General features: G+C 59.9%; 14 protein-coding genes. 10 read left to right on the plus strand and 4 right to left on the minus strand.

The features are described 5' to 3' along the window. Positions 1-11 precede the first annotated feature (11 nt). Positions 12-2,372, minus strand: coding sequence for a carbamoyltransferase HypF (gene hypF / locus VK574_RS09395; protein ID WP_472799576.1), 2,361 nt, complete (start codon positions 2,370-2,372; stop codon positions 12-14). Positions 2,373-2,637: 265 nt separating this feature from the next. On the opposite strand from hypF, the gene VK574_RS09400 reads away from it, so the two are divergent. The 9 genes from VK574_RS09400 (at position 2,638) to VK574_RS09440 (ending at position 10,698) form a co-directional block, all read left to right on the plus strand. Then, positions 2,638-3,327 carry a lipid-binding SYLF domain-containing protein gene (locus VK574_RS09400; RefSeq protein ID WP_472799577.1) on the plus strand — a complete coding sequence of 230 codons (690 nt, stop codon included), beginning with the start codon at positions 2,638-2,640 and terminating at the stop codon, positions 3,325-3,327. A 172-nt stretch (positions 3,328-3,499) separates the two neighbouring features. Then, entirely contained in the window at positions 3,500-4,243 is a 744-nt protein-coding gene (locus tag VK574_RS09405) for a LolA-like protein (RefSeq protein ID WP_472799578.1), read from the plus strand. A gap of 119 nt (positions 4,244-4,362) precedes the next feature. Continuing rightward, on the plus strand, positions 4,363-5,118 hold the full coding sequence (locus tag VK574_RS09410; RefSeq protein WP_472799579.1) for a hypothetical protein: 756 nt from the start codon (positions 4,363-4,365) through the stop codon (positions 5,116-5,118). Positions 5,119-5,310: 192 nt separating this feature from the next. Next, positions 5,311-5,808: an NAD(P)H-dependent oxidoreductase subunit E gene (locus tag VK574_RS09415; protein ID WP_472799580.1), complete on the plus strand. Its 498-nt coding sequence runs from the start codon at positions 5,311-5,313 to the stop codon at positions 5,806-5,808. Beyond that, positions 5,805-7,466, plus strand: coding sequence for an NADH-ubiquinone oxidoreductase-F iron-sulfur binding region domain-containing protein (locus VK574_RS09420; RefSeq protein ID WP_472799581.1), 1,662 nt, complete (start codon positions 5,805-5,807; stop codon positions 7,464-7,466). Before VK574_RS09415 ends, VK574_RS09420 begins: the two co-directional genes overlap by 4 nt. Continuing rightward, positions 7,463-8,176 (plus strand): bidirectional hydrogenase complex protein HoxU, encoded by a 714-nt coding sequence (gene hoxU, locus VK574_RS09425; RefSeq protein WP_472799582.1) that lies wholly within the window; start codon positions 7,463-7,465, stop codon positions 8,174-8,176. The genes VK574_RS09420 and hoxU overlap by 4 nt, the downstream gene beginning before the upstream one ends. Beyond that, a complete protein-coding gene (locus tag VK574_RS09430; RefSeq protein WP_472799583.1) occupies positions 8,173-8,706 on the plus strand; it encodes an NADH-quinone oxidoreductase subunit B family protein in 534 nt (177 codons plus the stop codon). Before hoxU ends, VK574_RS09430 begins: the two co-directional genes overlap by 4 nt. 20 nt (positions 8,707-8,726) lie before the next feature. Beyond that, entirely contained in the window at positions 8,727-10,148 is a 1,422-nt protein-coding gene (locus tag VK574_RS09435; protein WP_472799584.1) for a Ni/Fe hydrogenase subunit alpha, read from the plus strand. A 70-nt stretch (positions 10,149-10,218) separates the two neighbouring features. Then, a complete protein-coding gene (locus VK574_RS09440; protein WP_472799585.1) occupies positions 10,219-10,698 on the plus strand; it encodes a hydrogenase maturation protease in 480 nt (159 codons plus the stop codon). Here the strand turns inward: VK574_RS09440 and VK574_RS09445 are convergent. After that, positions 10,695-12,155 (minus strand): alpha-L-fucosidase, encoded by a 1,461-nt coding sequence (locus VK574_RS09445; protein ID WP_472799586.1) that lies wholly within the window; start codon positions 12,153-12,155, stop codon positions 10,695-10,697. The two genes, VK574_RS09440 and VK574_RS09445, sit on opposite strands and share 4 nt — an antisense overlap. 69 nt (positions 12,156-12,224) lie before the next feature. Here VK574_RS09445 and VK574_RS09450 point away from each other — a divergent pair, with 69 nt between their 5' ends. Further along, a complete protein-coding gene (locus VK574_RS09450; protein WP_472799587.1) occupies positions 12,225-12,476 on the plus strand; it encodes a hypothetical protein in 252 nt (83 codons plus the stop codon). 114 nt (positions 12,477-12,590) lie between these two features. On the opposite strand, the gene VK574_RS09455 is transcribed toward VK574_RS09450, so the two are convergent. Continuing rightward, a complete protein-coding gene (locus VK574_RS09455; RefSeq protein ID WP_472799588.1) occupies positions 12,591-13,607 on the minus strand; it encodes a dihydroorotate dehydrogenase-like protein in 1,017 nt (338 codons plus the stop codon). After that, positions 13,604-17,230: a pyruvate:ferredoxin (flavodoxin) oxidoreductase gene (gene nifJ, locus VK574_RS09460; RefSeq protein WP_472799589.1), complete on the minus strand. Its 3,627-nt coding sequence runs from the start codon at positions 17,228-17,230 to the stop codon at positions 13,604-13,606. The genes VK574_RS09455 and nifJ overlap by 4 nt, the downstream gene beginning before the upstream one ends. Between the last annotated feature and the right edge of the window lie 248 nt (positions 17,231-17,478).

The following is a 17,478-nucleotide window of genomic DNA, read 5'->3' on the forward strand; positions in this document are numbered from 1 at the left end:
TTGTTGTCTGATTAACGAATAACTTCACTGTACAGGATGGACGCGGCGACGGCCGCCTGACCGTAGCTGAGGCCCCCATCGCCGGGGCTGACGCGGGTTTGCTCAAAGACCTTGAAGCCCCCTTCTTCAAGTCCGGCACGAAGGAGCCTTGCGAGCCGGCGATTGTGCATGCACCCGCCGGAGAGCGCGACCTGCTGAATGCCCGTAGCAACGCGAGCGCGCTCTGCTGCGAGCACAAAAGCCTTGGCGAGGGCTGCGTGAAAGCGTGTCGCGATCTCCGGCGCTTCAACGCCGGCAGCGAGATCAGCGAGAATCGCGCGCCAGAGCTGAGCGACACTGATGCGCACCGGCTCTCGCCGGATCCAATCGCCGCCCAGCAATTCCACCTGGTACCGCACCGGCGCGCGGAGTTCGACCGGCGATTCGGCGGCGGCCCCTTCCAGTTCAATCGCCGCCTGCGCCTCGTAGTCAACTTCGCGGCGATGCAAAACCACGGCGGCGACCGCATCGAAAAGACGCCCACAGCTTGACGTCAGCGGCGTATTTACTCCGCGCTCTATCATGCGCACGAGGATGCGCGCTTCGTGCTGTGTCGCGCCGAGAAGTTCCAGAAAAACTGGGTCCGCGATATCGAATCCAGCAGCGACAAGGTGACCAAACGCCATGCGCCAGGGTTCACGAACGGCAGCATCTCCGCCCGGCATGGGCACATAGTCCAGATGGGCAAAGCGTTCGAATTTGTCGAGGCTGCAGATCAGCACTTCCCCGCCCCAGATGCGGCCGTCTGTGCCATAGCCTGTGCCGTCGAGCGCGAGCCCGATAACCGGGCCCGCAAGCGCATGCTCGGCCATGCAGGCGGCGATATGCGCATGATGATGCTGCACGCCGATCAGGCGCAAACCGCGGTCGGCGGCCCACTGTTTAGCCCAGCTTGTAGAAAGATAGCCGGGGTGCAGATCGTGCACAACGGTCTGCGGCTCGATTTCAAAGGTATGCATCAGGTGTTGCAGCGATTCTTCGAAGAACCCCAGACTCGTCGCGTTTTCGAGATCGCCGATGTGCTGGCTCTGATATGCCAACCTGCCGCGAGCTAGCGCAAACACGCTTTTCAGATGGCCTCCAACGGCGAGCAGCGGCGGGGCTTCGAGCGGCAGAGGCACAGCGAGTGGAACAAAACCCCGGGCACGTCGGATGATCTGCGGCTCGCTATCGACAAGCGCAACGACGGAATCGTCGCAGCGCTGCAAGATCTCGCGGTCGTGCATGAGGAATGCGTCGGCGATAGCAGCAAGGCGGCTGCGGGCTTCGTCGTTGTCAATGGCGATGGGCTCTTCGCTGAGATTCGCCGAGGTCATCACCAGCGCCTTCACGCGCGGATCGGCAAAGAGCAGATGCTGCAACGGCGCGTATGGCAGGAAGACGCCAAGCCACGGAATGCCCGGCGCGACTGCGGGAGCAATTCCGTTGTAGTGGCGTGCCTGCGCCAGCACGATAGGGTGTGCGGGCGTCTGCAGCAGGGCTTCTTCCGCGTGAGTCAGCTCGCAGAGAGCGCGGGCCGCCGAGAGATCGCGGACCATGATGGCGAGCGGCTTGCTGTAGCGGTGTTTGCGCTGGCGAAGGCGCGTGACGGCATCCTCGCAGGTTGCGTCTACGCTCAAGTGGAATCCCCCGATACCTTTAATCGCCATGATTTCGCCGCGGAGAAGCCGCTCGATCGTTTCTGCCACGGTATCGGTGCTCTCAAGGGACGAACCTTCCGGCGATTCGAGCCAGACGCGCGGACCACAGCGCCAGCAGGCATTCGGTTGCGCGTGAAAGCGGCGGTTGAGGGGATCGTTATACTCGGCCTGACACTCGGAGCACATCGGAAATTTCGCCATTGAGGTCTGCGGCCGGTCGTAGGGGATGCGGCGGGTAATGGTGAAGCGCGGCCCGCAGTTGGTGCAGTTCAGAAATGGATAGCGATAGCGGCGGTCTGCGGGATCGAGCAGTTCGCGCAGGCAATCGTCGCATGTCGCTGCGTCTGCGGGTATCCCGGTGCTGACGCGGCCTAGCACTTCGCTGGCCACGATGCGAAAGCCGGTTTCGCCGGTGGGCACAAGGTCGCCGGCAGTGACGGAGTCAATGCGCGCCAGCGGCGGCGTTTCCGCGGTAAGCCGCGCAACAAACGACTGAATATGCGCTGCCGGCCCTTCGAGTTCGATGATCACGCCATCTGTGTCGTTTCCGATGAGGCCGGCGAGGTTCTCCTCGATTGCAAGGCGGTAGACAAAGGGGCGAAAGCCGACTCCCTGCACCACTCCACGGACGCGAATGCTCTTCCGCTCGAGAACGGAAGAAGATTGCGGTGTTGGGGATGGGGAGAAGGTCAAAAGGCTGCGCCTCAAATTCAAGCATAGCCCATGCGCAAATCAATGCCCTACAGAAACTTCGGGCGATCTCCGGGAGCAGGATGGCCGTCCGGGGGCAACCAAAAACTCCATCTTTTGCTCCAACTGGTGAGCGGGTATTTGAAGTGCACACGAATCCGTAACTCCGCTCGACAGGCGCAAGAAACAATCGAGAAAACAGTTCCCTCCCCCCCAACTCCCCGAGGGCCATTCAAGGGTTTCCCGGCAGGTGCGAAAGGTGAATGATATGAAAAAGATTATGATGACGCTCGCGGTATTCGGGCTCGCGGCCATGACGTGCGCAGCCGAGCAGGATAAACAAGACACCACCGAACGGCTCGACAAGGCCGCGGCAGTGCTGCATGAAGTGATGGCGGCCCCCGACAGGGGAATCCCCGAAGAAGTAATGGAACATGCAAAGTGCGTCGCCGTTGTGCCGCACATGGTGAAGGGCGGATTCGTGTTCGGCGCAGAGGGCGGCCGCGGCGTGGCCACCTGCCGTACGGATCATGGCTGGAGCGCACCGGCATTCTTCGCGGTTACGGGCGGAAGCTGGGGCCTTCAGATCGGCGTCGAGGGCATAGACCTGGTGATGATTTTCCAGACCGATGAGGGCATGAAGCATATGCTCGCGAGCAAGTTCAAGGTGGGCGCGGATGCCTCTGCGGCAGCGGGACCGGTAGGCCGTCACGCATCGGCGAACACGGATTGGAAGTTGAATGCCGAGATCCTTACCTATTCGCGCGCCAAGGGTGTCTTTGCAGGGCTGGCCCTTTCGGGCGCTTCCGTGCGACCGGATGACGACTCTATGAAGACCGTGTACGGTCCGGAAGCCTCCTTCCGTTCTGTGCTTACCGGATCAGTTCCGCCGCCTCCGCAGGCCCACGCGTTCCTCGCGGCTGTGCGCGGCGCAAAGGCTGAGTCGGCTTCACGGTAATTCCAGATGTGTTGCGAAAGGCAGCGGGCATCCGGGAGCAAATTCCCGGATGCTCGTTCTGTTTGGGAGCTCCTTGCGTCAAATACTGTGCGGCATTCGCACCACGGACCTGGACGGGCATGAATGTTCGGACATACTCCAGAAATTCTTTCCCGCATGAAAGAATCAAATCATGATGGAACGGCGGCGACTCTTCTTCGCCAAATTCGCGCTTGTTTTTCTGGCTCCTTATACCGTCGCTTCAAGCCGAGCAGCGGCTCAGCAGCCGGACATCGGCAGCGTTGTTCGCGGCGTCGATGCATCGGTGCAGGGCCGGATCGATCGGCTCGCCGGATACTCCGTCACAGAACATTACGCCGTCTTTCGCGGGAAGGATGACACGCATCCGGCTGCGGAGATGCTGGTGAAGACCACCTACACCAAGCAGACCGGCAAGAGCTATGAAATCGTGTCGCAGAGCGGCTCGTCCCTGTGGCGCAACGAGGTTCTCCTCACCCTGCTGGATCATGAGAAGCGCATGAGCCAGCCCGGCAACGTGCAAACGGCCCTCATCGACAGCGCGAACTACGAAATAAAGCTGGACGCCAATCCCCGGGATCGCCTGAACGACCGGGACTGCCTGGTGCTGGATATCACGCCGAGACGTAACAGTGAGTATCTGTTTAAAGGAAGGCTGTGGGTGGATGCGCAGGACTTTGCGATCGTGCAACTGAAGGGAACGGCTTCAAAGAGCGCGTTCTTCCTGGCAAGCGCCGCTGAGGTTTCGCGCCAATACGATGAGATGGACGCGTTGCCGATGGCCACTCATGCCGAGGCCGTCTCAGGCAGTGCGCTGCTGGGCCAGACGACCGTCAAGATCGATTACTCGAACTATCAGCTGCAGCTGATTCCGGATAGGCAAGCGCAGGTCAAATAAGGCGTAGGAGGCACCGGTTGAATGGGTCTCCGAAGACCGGTACCCGGCCAAACCGGGTGACGAATGAACGCGCCAGACGTAATAGACCTGAACTATACTGGGCTCCTGTGACACCGATCTTGAGCGACTGGAAATTGATGGCCGCCCTCGGCTCCTGCCTCGTGTTGGGGCTCAAGCACGGGTTCGACTACGACCATCTGGCCGCCATCTCCGATATCACGGCCGTTCAGAAAAACTGGCGCAGCGGGCTGCGGCTGGGAGTGACCTACGCCCTTGGCCACGCCTTTACCGTGGTGGCGCTGGGCGTCGCCGTGCTGCAACTGCATCTGGGACTGCCGGAGGGATTGGATCATTGGACCGAGCGGCTGATCGGCCTGACGCTGATCGTCCTGGGCATTGGCGTGGTGGCGGGCATTTTGCGCAAGGATGCGCACGGGCACCGGCACGGACGCATCGAGAGCCGCCTGGCAATTGCAATCAACGGCGTGCTGTGGATGGCGTGGCGCGTACGCCGCATCTGGAGTCCGGCAGCGCCGAAGCCGGAACGGTTTCAGTGGATGTACAACGGCAAGTCGGTCTTTGTGATCGGGATCCTGCATGGAGTTGGCGCGGAGACTCCAAGCCAGCTCGCACTCTTCTTCCTGACGGCCAATCTTGGCGGAACCTCCCGGGGCATGCTCGGCCTCGGCGCGTTTGCCATTGGCCTTGTCGCCATGAACGCGCTGATGACGGCGTCGCTAGGCGGCGCCTTTAACGCAGGCGGACAACATCCGCGCTTTTACTATGTGATTGCATGGACGGGCGCGGTGTATAGCTGCGCCATCGGGTTGATCTTCCTTTTGGGCATCTCCGATCACCTCCCTGCTCTCGGCTGAACCGCGGAGTCGTCACGCTAAGTCCCTCAATCTTCGTCCGATATCGGCCGCATGTTCCACCCTGTGAAATCGCAGCCAAACCGCGTGACCGTGGTCACGGTTGATCGTATGCTTGCGGGCGTAAAACAACACCAGACAGAGAGCGGAGCGTAGGAGTGGTAAGTGCTTCGTCCTCAATGTCTGGAGGGATTTGTGCCCGCATTCACACCACCGCCGCTGCCCAGCGACGACAAACGCTGGAAAATCGTGAACGGCACCATGCGCAAGAATGGGTTTGCCCGCCACGCGCTGATCGAAACACTCCACACCGCGCAATCTGCATTCGGGTTTCTCGATGACGACGCGATCCGGTTTGTCGCAAAGTCGCTGCGCGTGCCCCTGAGCCAGGCCTATGGGGTTGTGACTTTTTATCACTACTTCAGCCTTAAGCCGCCAGGCAAGCACACCATGACCATCTGCACAGGAACTGCCTGTTACATCAAGGGCACCGACAAACTGGTAGCCGCGGCCGAGAAGCGGCTGGGCATTCCGCAAGGCCAGACGACCAAGGACGGGAAGATCAGCCTGATGACGGCGCGTTGCGTTGGCGCGTGCGGGCGCGCACCTGTGGTCTTGACCGACGGCGAACTGCAAGGCCAGATGATCGGCGAACACATGATCGAGCAACTGGAAAGGTGGGCAGTCGAATGACACTCGAGGAGCTTGATCAAATTGCTGAATCCGTTCGCGCGGAAAATGCGAAATTCGACCACGAAATTAATGTCTGCATGGGCACCGGTTGCCTCAGCCAGCACTCCGACAAGCTGAGAGATGCGCTGACCACTGCGGTGTCGGCATCTGGAAAAAGGGCTTTTGTGCGCCGCACCGGATGCATGGGATTGTGCGCTGCCGGGCCGCTGGTATTGGTTGACCCAGAAGAGACGCTCTATCAGCATGTCAAGGCGGACAACGCTGAAGCAGTCGTGAACAGTCTTGGTGGCCAACCGGTGGCCTCGCTGCAATGCGACCTTCGCGAGCACTTTGACCAGCAGGTACACGTGGTTCTGGAGAACTCCGGCCACATCGATCCGGAAAAGATCGACGACTACATTGCCCGTGACGGTTACCGGGCGCTCCTGACTGCCATTACCGACATGACGCCCAACGGGGTCGTTCACCAGATCACCGCAAGCGGCCTCCGCGGTCGTGGCGGCGGCGGATATCCGACAGGCTTGAAGTGGGGCACCGTTGCCAAGGCAACCGGTGACTTGAAGTACGTAATCTGCAACGGCGACGAAGGTGACCCCGGCGCGTTTATGGACCGCAGCGTTCTTGAAAGCGATCCGCAGCGCGTAATTGAAGGCATGGCCATTGCGGCCTATGCGGTCGGCGCCAGCAAGGGCTATATCTATGTGCGTGCGGAGTATCCTCTGGCGGTTGCCCGCCTGACCGCTGCGCTGCGCGATGCGCGCCGGCGCGGCCTGCTCGGCAACAACATCGGCAACACGGCATTCAACTTCGATGTGGAGATTCGTCTCGGCGCCGGAGCCTTTGTCTGCGGCGAAGAAACTGCGCTCATCGCATCGATCGAAGGCAAGCGCGGCACTCCCAGACCACGGCCGCCATATCCAGCGGTCAGCGGACTCTGGGGCCGCCCCACGTTGATCAATAACGTGGAGACATTCGCGAACATCGCACCCATCATTCGCAACGGCGGCAAGTGGTTCGCGAGTATGGGATCTGCCCGCAGCAAAGGCACCAAGGTCTTCGCGCTCACCGGCAAAATCACCAACACCGGCCTCGTCGAAGTGCCCATGGGCATCAAGCTGCGCGAAATCATCGAAGTCATCGGCGGCGGCGTGCCCGACGGACACACCTTCAAAGCCGTGCAAACCGGCGGCCCTTCCGGCGGATGCCTTCCGGCAGAGATGCTCGACATCGGCGTCAGCTACGACGCCCTGGTCGCGGTCGGTTCCATCATGGGCTCCGGCGGCATGATCGTGATGGACGATACCTCCTGCATGGTCAACGTGGCCCGCTTCTTCATCGAGTTCTGCATGACGGAGTCCTGCGGCAAGTGCATTCCCTGCCGCGCCGGCACCGCCCAGATGCACACCTTGCTTACCCGCATCTGCGACGGCTCCGGCACCATGGCCGACCTTGAGCTGCTGGTCGATCTCTGCGCCACGGTGAAGGAAACCAGTCTCTGCGGCCTTGGACAGACGGCGCCCAACCCCGTGCTGAGCACGCTGCGCTACTTCAAAAACGAGTACATCGAACACATCGTGCACAAACGCTGTCCGGCCGGCGTCTGCAACATCGCTGGAGCCACCGCCGCCATAGAAGCTCCCGAGGAGGTATTGGCATGAGCGAAAGTGTTGGAGTAAAAACACTGCTGATCGACGGACAGGAAGTCAGCGCGCGCGCCGGCCAGACCATTCTGGAAGTGGCGAAGGAAAACGACATTTACATTCCTACGCTCTGCCACCTCGACGGCCTCACCGACGTGGGTGCCTGCCGCCTGTGCGTGGTTGAGATCAAAGGCAATAACAAGCTGTTTCCAGCTTGCGTCACCAGCGTCTTCGAAGGCATGGAAGTCACCACGGATACTGAACGGCTGAAGAAACACCGTCGCACCATTCTGGAACTGCTCTTCGCCGAACGGAATCATGTCTGCTCAGTCTGCGTGGCGAACGGTCACTGCGACCTGCAGGCAATGGCCCAGGAACAGGGTCTGACCCACGTCCGCCTGCCCTATCGCAATCCGGAGCTTACGGTCGACGCATCGCACGAGCGCTTCACCGTCGACCACAATCGCTGCATCCTGTGCACACGCTGCGTGCGGGTCTGCGCCGAGATTGAGGGTGCGCATGTCTGGGATGTAATGGGCCGCGGCATCAACTCCATCGTGATCACCGACCTGCATGAGGACTGGGGAAAATCCAGTTGCACACGCTGCGGCAAGTGCGTACAGGTCTGCCCCACCGGAGCGCTTTTCGACAAGAGCAAGATTGGCTCCGATCACCCCAAGTACCCGGATTTTCTGCCTTACCTGAATCAGATGAGGGAAGCGCAATGAGCAAACTGAGATTGGCAACGGCCTGGCTGGACGGATGCTCTGGATGCCACATGTCGTTCCTCGACATGGACGAAAGACTTCTGGAACTGGCCGCGCTCGTCGACGTGGTATATAGCCCCATCGTGGACACCAAGGAATTCCCTGACGACGTGGATATCGCGCTGGTCGAGGGCGCTGTAGCTTCGGTCGACGACGAGAAAAAAATCAAAAAGATCCGCGCCCACTCCAAGATGTTGATCGCAATGGGAGACTGCGCCATCACGGGTAACGTTCCTTCGATGCGCAACCCGATCGGCCCGGAAGCGATTCTCGATCGCGCCTACTTTGAAAACGCCACGATCCAAAAGCAGATTCCCTGCGTCGTTGTGCCGAAGCTGCTCAAGATCGTGCGGCCCATTCATGAATTTGTGAAGGTGGATGTCTATCTTCCCGGTTGCCCGCCCTCCGCCGACACATTCCACACAGCGCTGACGGCGTTGATTACCGGTGAGCCGCTGGATATTCCGGCCCTCACCCGCTTTGGAGCCTGATCCCCGAAGGAGTTCGAGTTATGACGCAAACCATCACGATCGATCCGGTAACCCGCCTTGAAGGTCACGGCAAAATTACGATCTATCTGAATGACCAGGGCGACGTGGAAAACGCGCAATTTCATGTCACGCAGGTCCGTGGATTCGAGAAGTTTTCCCAGGGTCGGCCATTCTATGAGATGCCTTCTCTCACGGCGCGCATCTGCGGCATCTGCCCTGTATCGCATCTGCTGGCCTCGGCCAAAGCATGCGAGGCCATCATGTCGGTGCGCATTCCGCACACCGCCGCGCAGTTGCGCCGCATTCTCAATCTCGCGCAGATGGTTCAATCGCACGCACTGAGCTTTTTCCATCTTTCCTCTCCGGATCTGCTGCTCGGCATGGAGTCGGACCCTGCCCAGCGGCACATCTTCGGCGTAGCGGCCGCACGGCCTGAACTGGGCCGCGCAGGCATCGGGTTGCGGCGCTTTGGCCAACATATCATCGAACTGCTGGGCACCAAGCGCATCCACACCGGATGGGTGGTCCCGGGCGGCGTAACCGAGCCGTTGAGCGCCGCCAAGCGCGACGAGATACTGGCCATGCTGCCCGAGGCCTATGCCAATGTGAGCCTGGCGCTGGCTGCCTATAAGCAGATTGCCGACCGCTTTCAGCAGGAAATCTCGGTCTTCGCCAACTTCCCGTCGAACTACCTGGGCCTGATCAACGAAGACGAGTCCATCGAGTTCAATGACGGCGCGCTGCGGCTGATCGGGCCGACGGGCGACACCATCGAAAACGGCATCACGGCACAGCGTTTCACCGAGGTGATCGGTGAAGCTGTGGAGAATTACAGCTACACCAAGTTCGTCTACTACAAACCGCTCGGCTACCCCGAAGGCAGCTACCGCGTCGGCCCGCTGGCAAGGCTGAATATCGTCAAGAGCATGGGCACGCCGAAGGCCGACCAGGAACTCGTCGAATTCAAGCAACTCGCCTCCGGTCCGGTCGAGAGCTCGTTCTTCTACCACCATGCGCGGCTGGTTGAGGCACTCTACGGAATCGAGAAGATCGAACACATTCTTGCTGACCCGCAGATTCTCGATACGCATGTGCGCGCTACTGCCGGCGTGAATCGCCTGGAGGGCGCGGGACAGATCGAAGCGCCGCGCGGCACCCTCAGTCACCACTACAAGGTGGACGAGAACGGCCTTATCACATGGGCCAACCTCGTCGTCGCCACGGGTCACAACAACAATGCAATGAATAAGGGCGTTCTACAAGCGGCTAAGGCCTACGTAAAGGACGGCAAGTTTAGCGCCGGCGCTTTAAATCGCGTCGAAGCCGTGATCCGTACATTCGACCCCTGCCTGAGCTGTTCGACCCACGCCTTCGGGCAAATGCCACTGGCAATGACGCTTCTCTCCGCCGACGGCGAAGTTGTCGATCGCGTCATCCGTTAGATTCTCCCTCAACCTGGGTGCCCCGGTCTCGACTCTGAGACCGGGGTATTTCAGTCTAAACTTGGCAATCATGAATCAGACCTTCAATCAATGTCTCATCCTCGCTTGTGGCAATACTCTCCGCGAAGATGATGGCGTCGGGCCTTTTCTTGCGCAGTGGGCGGAAGAGCACTGGCGTGATGATCCGCGGGTGCGCGTGCTCTGCGATCACCAGTGGACTCCGGAGATGGTGGAAGAAGTCGCGCAGGCGGAGTCGGTAATATTCGTCGATTGCGCAACAGACTGCGAAGCGGGCCTCGTACGTACGATGTCCGTCGAGCCAGCCGAAGACAATACCAAACTCAGCACGCATCATCTGGATGCAGGCCAGTTACTCGCGCTGAGCCAGCAACTCTACGGCGCGATACCTCGCAATTCCCTGCTCCTGACCGTCGGTGCAGGCTCGCTGGAGTTGCGTGAGGGGTTCAGTGAGGTGGTCGACAAAGCATTGCCGGACGCTTCGAGAATACTTGAGGAAGCCGTGCGGCGATTCCTGGATCCGAGTGATTAGTCTTGAAGAGAGATATATTGCATGACGTATCCTGGCACCTTCACGACGTAGGCGTATTCCCCCGGAAGCTTCTCAGGCAGCTTCACCTTTAAACCTCCATCGAACCCCGAAACCTCCAGAGGTTGATTCTGCCCGAGAAGAGAAATCACAGGCGGACGAAGGAGTCCGGATAACTTTCCTTTGGGGGTCAGATCGGAGACGGTTAGCGTCCTCGCCTTCGGGTTTCCGAGAATCGTCACGTACAGGTCATCACCTTTTTTCGTGTAGCGCAGATCATCACCCTCCGCTGACTTCCCTACCGCCTTCGTCCATGGCGTCGTGTCGTAGATGGCTTCCCCATTCTGTTTGAGCCACGCGCCGAGCGCCTGCAGTCGCTCCATCTGCACCGGAGGAATCGTGCCATCGGCTTCCGGCCCAACATCGAGCAGCAGATTGCCGTTCTTGCTCACAATGTCGACAAGCAGGGCGATCAGCTCTCCCGGCGCGATCGTCTCCTTCTCGCCCTCGGCGCGGTTGTAGCCAAAGGACCGGCCGAGGCCGCGACATTCCTCCCACTTCTTCTCGCTGATCTGGTCCTTCTTCTCGTACTCCGGCGAAGTGAAGTCGGCGTGCTTCACGCCAAAGCGGTCATCGATGACGCCGTCCGGCAGAGCGTTATAGTAGTCGGCCTCGACCTGGAGCGCATTGCCGGTCTTTGGCCAATCGATATCGTTCCACAGGATCGCGGGTTTGTAGCGGTCAATGAGTTCATGGATCTGAGCGAAGGCGTACTTCCCGTAAGCGTCGTTCTGCGGTTTTACCGCGTCGTAGTCGGCGTTGACCTCGATGGGGCCGGTATTGAAGGTCCAGTCATAGCCACCGGAGTAGTAGAGGCCCATCTTCATGCCCTGCTTCTGGACCGCCGTGGTCAATTCGCCAACAATGTCACGTCCTGCGTGCAACTGGCTCGGCCTAAGGCTTGGGTTGGGATTCGGTGTGGCACTCGGCCAAAGCGTGAATCCCTCGTGATGCTTGCTCGTCAGCACTACGTAGCGTGCGCCTGCCTCGCGGAAGATCGCGGCCATCTTGTCGGGATCCCACTTCTTCGATTCGCGATTGAACGTCTGCGAAAAGTCGTAATAGTTGAAGTCCGCGCCGTAGTGCTCTTTCTGGTATGCCTGCGTGGGCGAGCCGGGAATACGCATCGTGTTCAGGTACCACTCGGCGTAGGGGTCGTACTTGATGTAATCGTTCGACGAGAAGTCGTGGTCAGGATGCGTAAGCGGAGCCCAGCCGGGCACGGAGTACAGGCCCCAGTGAATGAAGATGCCGAGCTTGGCGTCCGCATACCACTGTGGCAGTGGGTGCTGGTCCAGCGACTCCAGCGTCGGCTCGTATTTCGTTGGGGCCTGCGCGGAACAAAGCGCGCCGAGTGAGATGACTGCGACAAAGATTGCGGCAACAGGTTTCATAACCATTCGCGCCCTCATGGGAGTTTCACACGAATGATAAGCTGGCCGCCTTCCTGTCAAGAAGAGGCGGGTACCATGAATGAGGTGATTCTGAGCAGAAGAGGGCCGCGTTTTCAGATCATCGCGCGCAAGGATATTGACGAAAAGGCCCCCCGGAACTCCGCCGAGCGTATTGGGATGCCTCCCGTCGGCATCATCGAAACAGGGGCGAAAGCGCACAGCCACCCATCATGCCACGTCGTCTTCGATCTCAATCCGATTCAGCTGCGCGGGCTCAACATCCAGGTCAAGTCAAGCCCGGACGCGATATCTCTGTGCAGTGAATGAGGAAGTTGAGAAGCGAGGAAACTGGTTTGACGGCTCGAGGTCGGCTCAGAAAGACCAACGGCGACTGCACACGATTGTGCAGCCGCCGTTGGCACCTAGGAGAAACTTCGTCATCTAGAATGCAGCCACGGTTTGCCGCAGGCTGTACGAACTCAGCGTCTTGATGTAGTTGCCCCGATCGAACGGCGAGACATCGGGCACGGAGCGACGGCTGAGGCAGCCGCGGGTTTCAGAAAGCGATGAGAATTCGCGCTTCTCCAGCCAGTACTGCAGGTCAGAGAGGACGCGACCGATGTGATCGATGCCGTGAATGTGAAGTGCCGAACACATCATTGCAACGTTGCCGCCGGCCATGATGCTCTTGATGACGTCTTCGGCCGAGTGCACTCCGCCAGTAATGGCGATGTCGATGTTGAGGTGGCCATAGAGAATTGCGGCCCAATGCAGGCGGGGCAGCAGTTCCGACGGCGTGGAAAAATGCAGCGTAGGCCGCACTTCGAGAGCCTCGATATCGAAATCGGGCTGATAGAAGCGGTTGAAGAGGACCACGGCGGCCGCGCCCACGTCTTCAAGCTTGGCCGCCATGTGGGGCAGGCTGGTGAACGACTGCGAAAGCTTGACCGCTACCGGCACCTTAACGGCTTTACAAACGCTCTCGACCAGCTCAAGCAGCTGTGCTTCGAGCTCATACGATGTCTGGCTGCGATCGGTAGCCAGGGCATAGGTGTTGAGCTCGATCGCGTTGGCGCCGGCCTCTTCCGACTCCTGCGCGAAACGAACCCAGCCACCGGTCGTTGCACCATTGAGACTGGCGATGATCGGAATCTTAACCGCATCCTTGCAGCGCCGGATGTGCTCAAGATAGACCTCATGCGTCATGCGGTAATCGTTGAGGTCGGGCAGGTAGCCGAGCGACTCGGCAAACGACTCGGTTCCGCGCGAGAGGTCTTCGTCGAGCGTGCGCGACTCGAGCGCAAGCTGCTCCTCGAACAAGGAGGTGAGCACGATGGCCGACGCACCGGCATCTTCCATGCGGCGCACGTTCTCGATCGACTCCGACAGCGGAGTTGAAGAAACTACGATGGGTCCATTCAGATTCAGGCCCAGGTATTTCGTAGATACATCGATCATTTGGATCCTCCGGCAGGCGGAGCTGCCAGTTTTTCTTCAGGCTTCTCTTGAGGCGCAATGTTGGGCGTCTCGCCGCGGCCAGGCATGGATGCGCGGGCAGAGTAGACACGCCACTGGCGCTCCACGTCGTCCTGTGCTTCCTTAAGCAGCGAGGCAGCCAGCTCGGGATTGCTGCGCGCAAGCATGGTGTAGCGGGCTTCGCGGTAGGCATAGTCCTTGAGCCGGATGGACGGCGCCTTGGAGTCCAGTTGGAACGGGTTCTTGCCGGACTCGCGCAGTTCCGGGTTATAGCGCATCAGCGGCCAGTAGCCGGACTGCACGGCCAGCTTCTGCTGCTCCAGTCCATGCACCAGGTCGTAGCCGTGCGCGATGCAGCTTGAGTAGGCGATGATGATCGACGGCCCGATGTGCGCTTCGGCCTCCTGGAAGGCTTTGACGACATGGCTGTCGTTGCCGCCAAGCGCCACCTGCGCAACGTAGACAGAGCCATAGCTGACCGCTTCCATCGCCAGATCTTTTCTGCTGTTCGCCTTTCCAGCCGCAGCAAACTTGGCGACTGCGCCGCGCGGTGTGGCCTTGGACGACTGGCCACCGGTGTTGGAATAGACCTCGGTATCGAGAACGAGCACGTTAACGTTCTTGCCCGAGCCGAGGACGTGATCGAGTCCTCCGAAGCCGATGTCGAATGCCCATCCGTCGCCGCCCAGGATCCAGACGCTCTTGCGAACCAGGGAGTCGACGATGGCCAGTAAATTGCGCGCGTCAGAGGAGTCGATACCGGCGAGCTTCGCGCGCAGGATATTCACCCGCTCGCGCTGCGCATCGATTTCGGTCTCGGTCTTCTGCTCCGCGTTCACGAGGTCGGCTGCGAGTTCCGGCCCGATCGCGGATGCGAGCCGCGTAACCAGCAGCTCGGCAAAGGTCTTCTGCTGATCCAGCGCGGTGCGCATGCCGAAGCCAAATTCCGCGTTGTCCTCGAAGAGTGAGTTGGCCCAAGTCGGTCCGCGGCCTGAGGCGTTCTTGCTGTAAGGCGTGGTTGGCAGGTTGCCGCCATAAATCGACGAACAGCCAGTGGCGTTGGCGATGTAGAGGCGATCGCCAAAGAGCTGGGTGAGCAGCTTGATGTAGGCGGTTTCGCCGCAGCCAGCGCAGGCGCCGGAGAATTCAAACATTGGCTGCAGCAGTTGCAGATCCTTGACCTGCGAGTGCGAGAGCTTTGCGCGGTCGGTCTCGGGCAGGTTGAGGAAGTACTCCCAGTTTTCACGCTCGGCCTCGCGCAGCGGAGCCTGCGGCGCCATGTTGATGGCTTTTTTGCTGGCGTCGCTCTTGCTCTTTACCGGACACACCTCTACGCAGACGGCGCAACCGGTGCAATCTTCCGGAGCGACCTGCAGCGTGTAGTGATCGGTTTCCATGCCCTTCCACTTCGGCTTGGCCCACTTGAAGGTTGCGGGGGCTTTGTCGCCAAGCTCTGGACTATAGACCTTCGCGCGGATCACGGCGTGAGGGCAGACCATGACGCACTTGCCGCACTGGATGCAGAGATCCTTGTCCCAGACGGGGACGAATTGCGCGATGTTGCGCTTTTCCCACTGCGATGTCGCTGTGGGGAAGGCGCCGCCGGCAGGGATCGCGCTAACGGGAAGCAGATCGCCTCGGCCGGCGGCAATTTCGCCAAGCACGTTGCGAACAAATTCCGGAGCGTTGCTGGAAATCGACGGAATGAGATCGAAGTTCGATGAGGCGGCTGTGGGCAACTCGACCCTGTGCAGATGTGCGAGCGCCGCGTCGACGGCGTCGTAGTTCTTCTGCACCACGGCGTCGCCGCGTTTGCCGTAGGTCTTCTTGATGGCTTTCTTGATCTGCGCGATGGCCTCTTCGCGCGGCAGCACGCCGCTGATGGCGAAGAAACAAGTCTGCATGATGGTGTTGATACGCGTGCCCATTCCGGCATTGCGCGCAACGGTATAGCCGTCGATGACGTAAAACTCAATCTTCTTGCGAAGCATCTCTTCCTGCGTCGACTTGGGCAGCTTGTCCCAGACCTCTTCGGCGGAGTAAGGCGAGTTGAGCAGGAAGACGGCGCCGGGCATCGCTGCTTCCAGCACATTCATCTTCTCGAGGAAGCTGAAGTTGTGGCAGGCTACAAAGCTGGCGCGGGTAATAAGGTAGGTGGAGCGAATCGGATTGGGGCCGAAGCGCAAGTGTGAAGTCGTCATCGAGCCGGACTTCTTCGAGTCGTACACGAAGTAGCCCTGCGCGTAGTTGTCAGTCTCGCTGCCGATGATCTTGATGGAGTTCTTGTTGGCGCCAACCGTTCCGTCGGAACCGAGTCCGTAGAACAGTGCGCGAACGGTTTTCGGATCTTCGGTAGAGAATGTCGGATCGTACGTCAAACTGCTGTGCGAAACGTCGTCGTCGATGCCGATGGTGAAGTGCTTCTTCGGAGTCGTCTTGTTCAGCTCGTCGTAGATGCCCTTGACCATGGCGGGCGTAAATTCCTTCGACGAGAGGCCGTAGCGGCCGCCGATAATGTTCGGCATCGCGGCAAACGGCAGTGTGTCGGCACGCTCGGCAAGAACAGTGACGACATCCTGGTAGAGCGGTTCGCCTGTTGCACCGGGCTCCTTGCAGCGGTCAAGAACAGCGATGGACTTGACGGTGGCGGGCAGCGCGTTGATGAAGGCGGCTGCGTCGAATGGCCGATACAGGCGAACCTTCAGCAAGCCGATTTTCTCGCCCTGCTTCACTAGAAGATCGACGGCTTCTTCAACCGCTTCAGCGCCGGAACCCATGAGGATGATCACGCGCTCGGCATCGGATGCGCCGTAGTAGTCGAAGAGGTGATAGGGGCGGCCGGTTTGTGCGGCAACGCGATTCATGACCGACTGCACGATGCCCGGGACTGCGGCGTGATAGGGGCTGCACGCTTCGCGCGCCTGAAAGAAGACGTCGGGATTCTGTGCCGAACCGCGGAGCAGGGGGCGATCCGGGCTGAGCGCGTTCTGGCGGAACTGGATGATGTACTTGTCGTCAAGCACGGCGCGGATGGTCTCGTCGCTGATGGGAATGATCTTCCCCACTTCGTGCGAAGTGCGGAAACCGTCGAAAAAGTGAATGAACGGGATGCGCGACTCTAGCGTGGCGATCTGGGCAACCAGCGCCATGTCGGCCACTTCCTGCACGGAGTTCGAAGCCAGCATCGCCCAACCCGTCGAGCGGCAGGCCATCACATCGGAGTGGTCGCCAAAAATTGACAGTGCATGTGTGGCCAGGGTGCGGGCCGTCACGTGCATGGTGGCCGGAGTCAACTCACCGGCAATCTTGTACATGTTCGGGATCATCAGCAGCAGGCCTTGAGAGGCCGTAAACGTGGTGCCGAATGCACCGGCCTGCAGTGCGCCGTGGAGCGCGCCAGCCGCGCCGCCTTCGCTCTGCAACTCTTCCACGATGGGCAATGCGCCCCAGATATTCCTCTTGTCTTCCGAGCGCCACTGATCGGCCCACTCGGCCATCGGCGACGAGGGAGTAATCGGGTAAATTGCAACCACTTCGGAGAGTCGATAGGCAACCGAAGCCGCAGCCTCGTTGCCATCTAAAATCACCATTTTCTGTTCACTCATTCGCTTCGCCTCACAACGCGGCCTGCGGAGAAAAACCGCTATGAGGAGTCTCTGCTTTGAGGGGCTTAGCGGCTGTGATGAGAGACACAGGGTGGTCTAGGTTTCCCACATTATGACACGAGGTTCGCATTGCACGAAACTCGTTTTGATGGTGAGCGGAATCAATCCAGGTGCGCATTCATTCGAGCAAACAAAGACCGCATCGATTCGAAGGACTTACGTGCCCCAACGCCCCAAGGGCGAAAACC

Origin of the sequence: Occallatibacter sp. (genome assembly GCF_035317045.1) — a bacterium.
Lineage (GTDB): Bacteria > Acidobacteriota > Terriglobia > Terriglobales > Acidobacteriaceae > Telmatobacter.

What these genes read in the sequence shown, in the direction of transcription:
- VK574_RS09400 (WP_472799577.1), top strand. Translation starts at nt 2,638, where the DNA reads ATGAAAAAGATTATGATGACGCTCGCGGTATTCGGGCTCGCGGCCATG.
- VK574_RS09405 (WP_472799578.1), top strand. Translation starts at nt 3,500, where the DNA reads ATGATGGAACGGCGGCGACTCTTCTTCGCCAAATTCGCGCTTGTTTTT.
- VK574_RS09420 (WP_472799581.1), top strand. Translation starts at nt 5,805, where the DNA reads ATGACACTCGAGGAGCTTGATCAAATTGCTGAATCCGTTCGCGCGGAA.
- hoxU (WP_472799582.1), top strand. Translation starts at nt 7,463, where the DNA reads ATGAGCGAAAGTGTTGGAGTAAAAACACTGCTGATCGACGGACAGGAA.
- VK574_RS09430 (WP_472799583.1), top strand. Translation starts at nt 8,173, where the DNA reads ATGAGCAAACTGAGATTGGCAACGGCCTGGCTGGACGGATGCTCTGGA.
- VK574_RS09435 (WP_472799584.1), top strand. Translation starts at nt 8,727, where the DNA reads ATGACGCAAACCATCACGATCGATCCGGTAACCCGCCTTGAAGGTCAC.
- VK574_RS09440 (WP_472799585.1), top strand. Translation starts at nt 10,219, where the DNA reads ATGAATCAGACCTTCAATCAATGTCTCATCCTCGCTTGTGGCAATACT.
- VK574_RS09445 (WP_472799586.1), bottom strand. Translation starts at nt 12,155, where the DNA reads ATGGTTATGAAACCTGTTGCCGCAATCTTTGTCGCAGTCATCTCACTC.
- VK574_RS09450 (WP_472799587.1), top strand. Translation starts at nt 12,225, where the DNA reads ATGAATGAGGTGATTCTGAGCAGAAGAGGGCCGCGTTTTCAGATCATC.
- VK574_RS09455 (WP_472799588.1), bottom strand. Translation starts at nt 13,607, where the DNA reads ATGATCGATGTATCTACGAAATACCTGGGCCTGAATCTGAATGGACCC.
- nifJ (WP_472799589.1), bottom strand. Translation starts at nt 17,230, where the DNA reads ATGAGTGAACAGAAAATGGTGATTTTAGATGGCAACGAGGCTGCGGCT.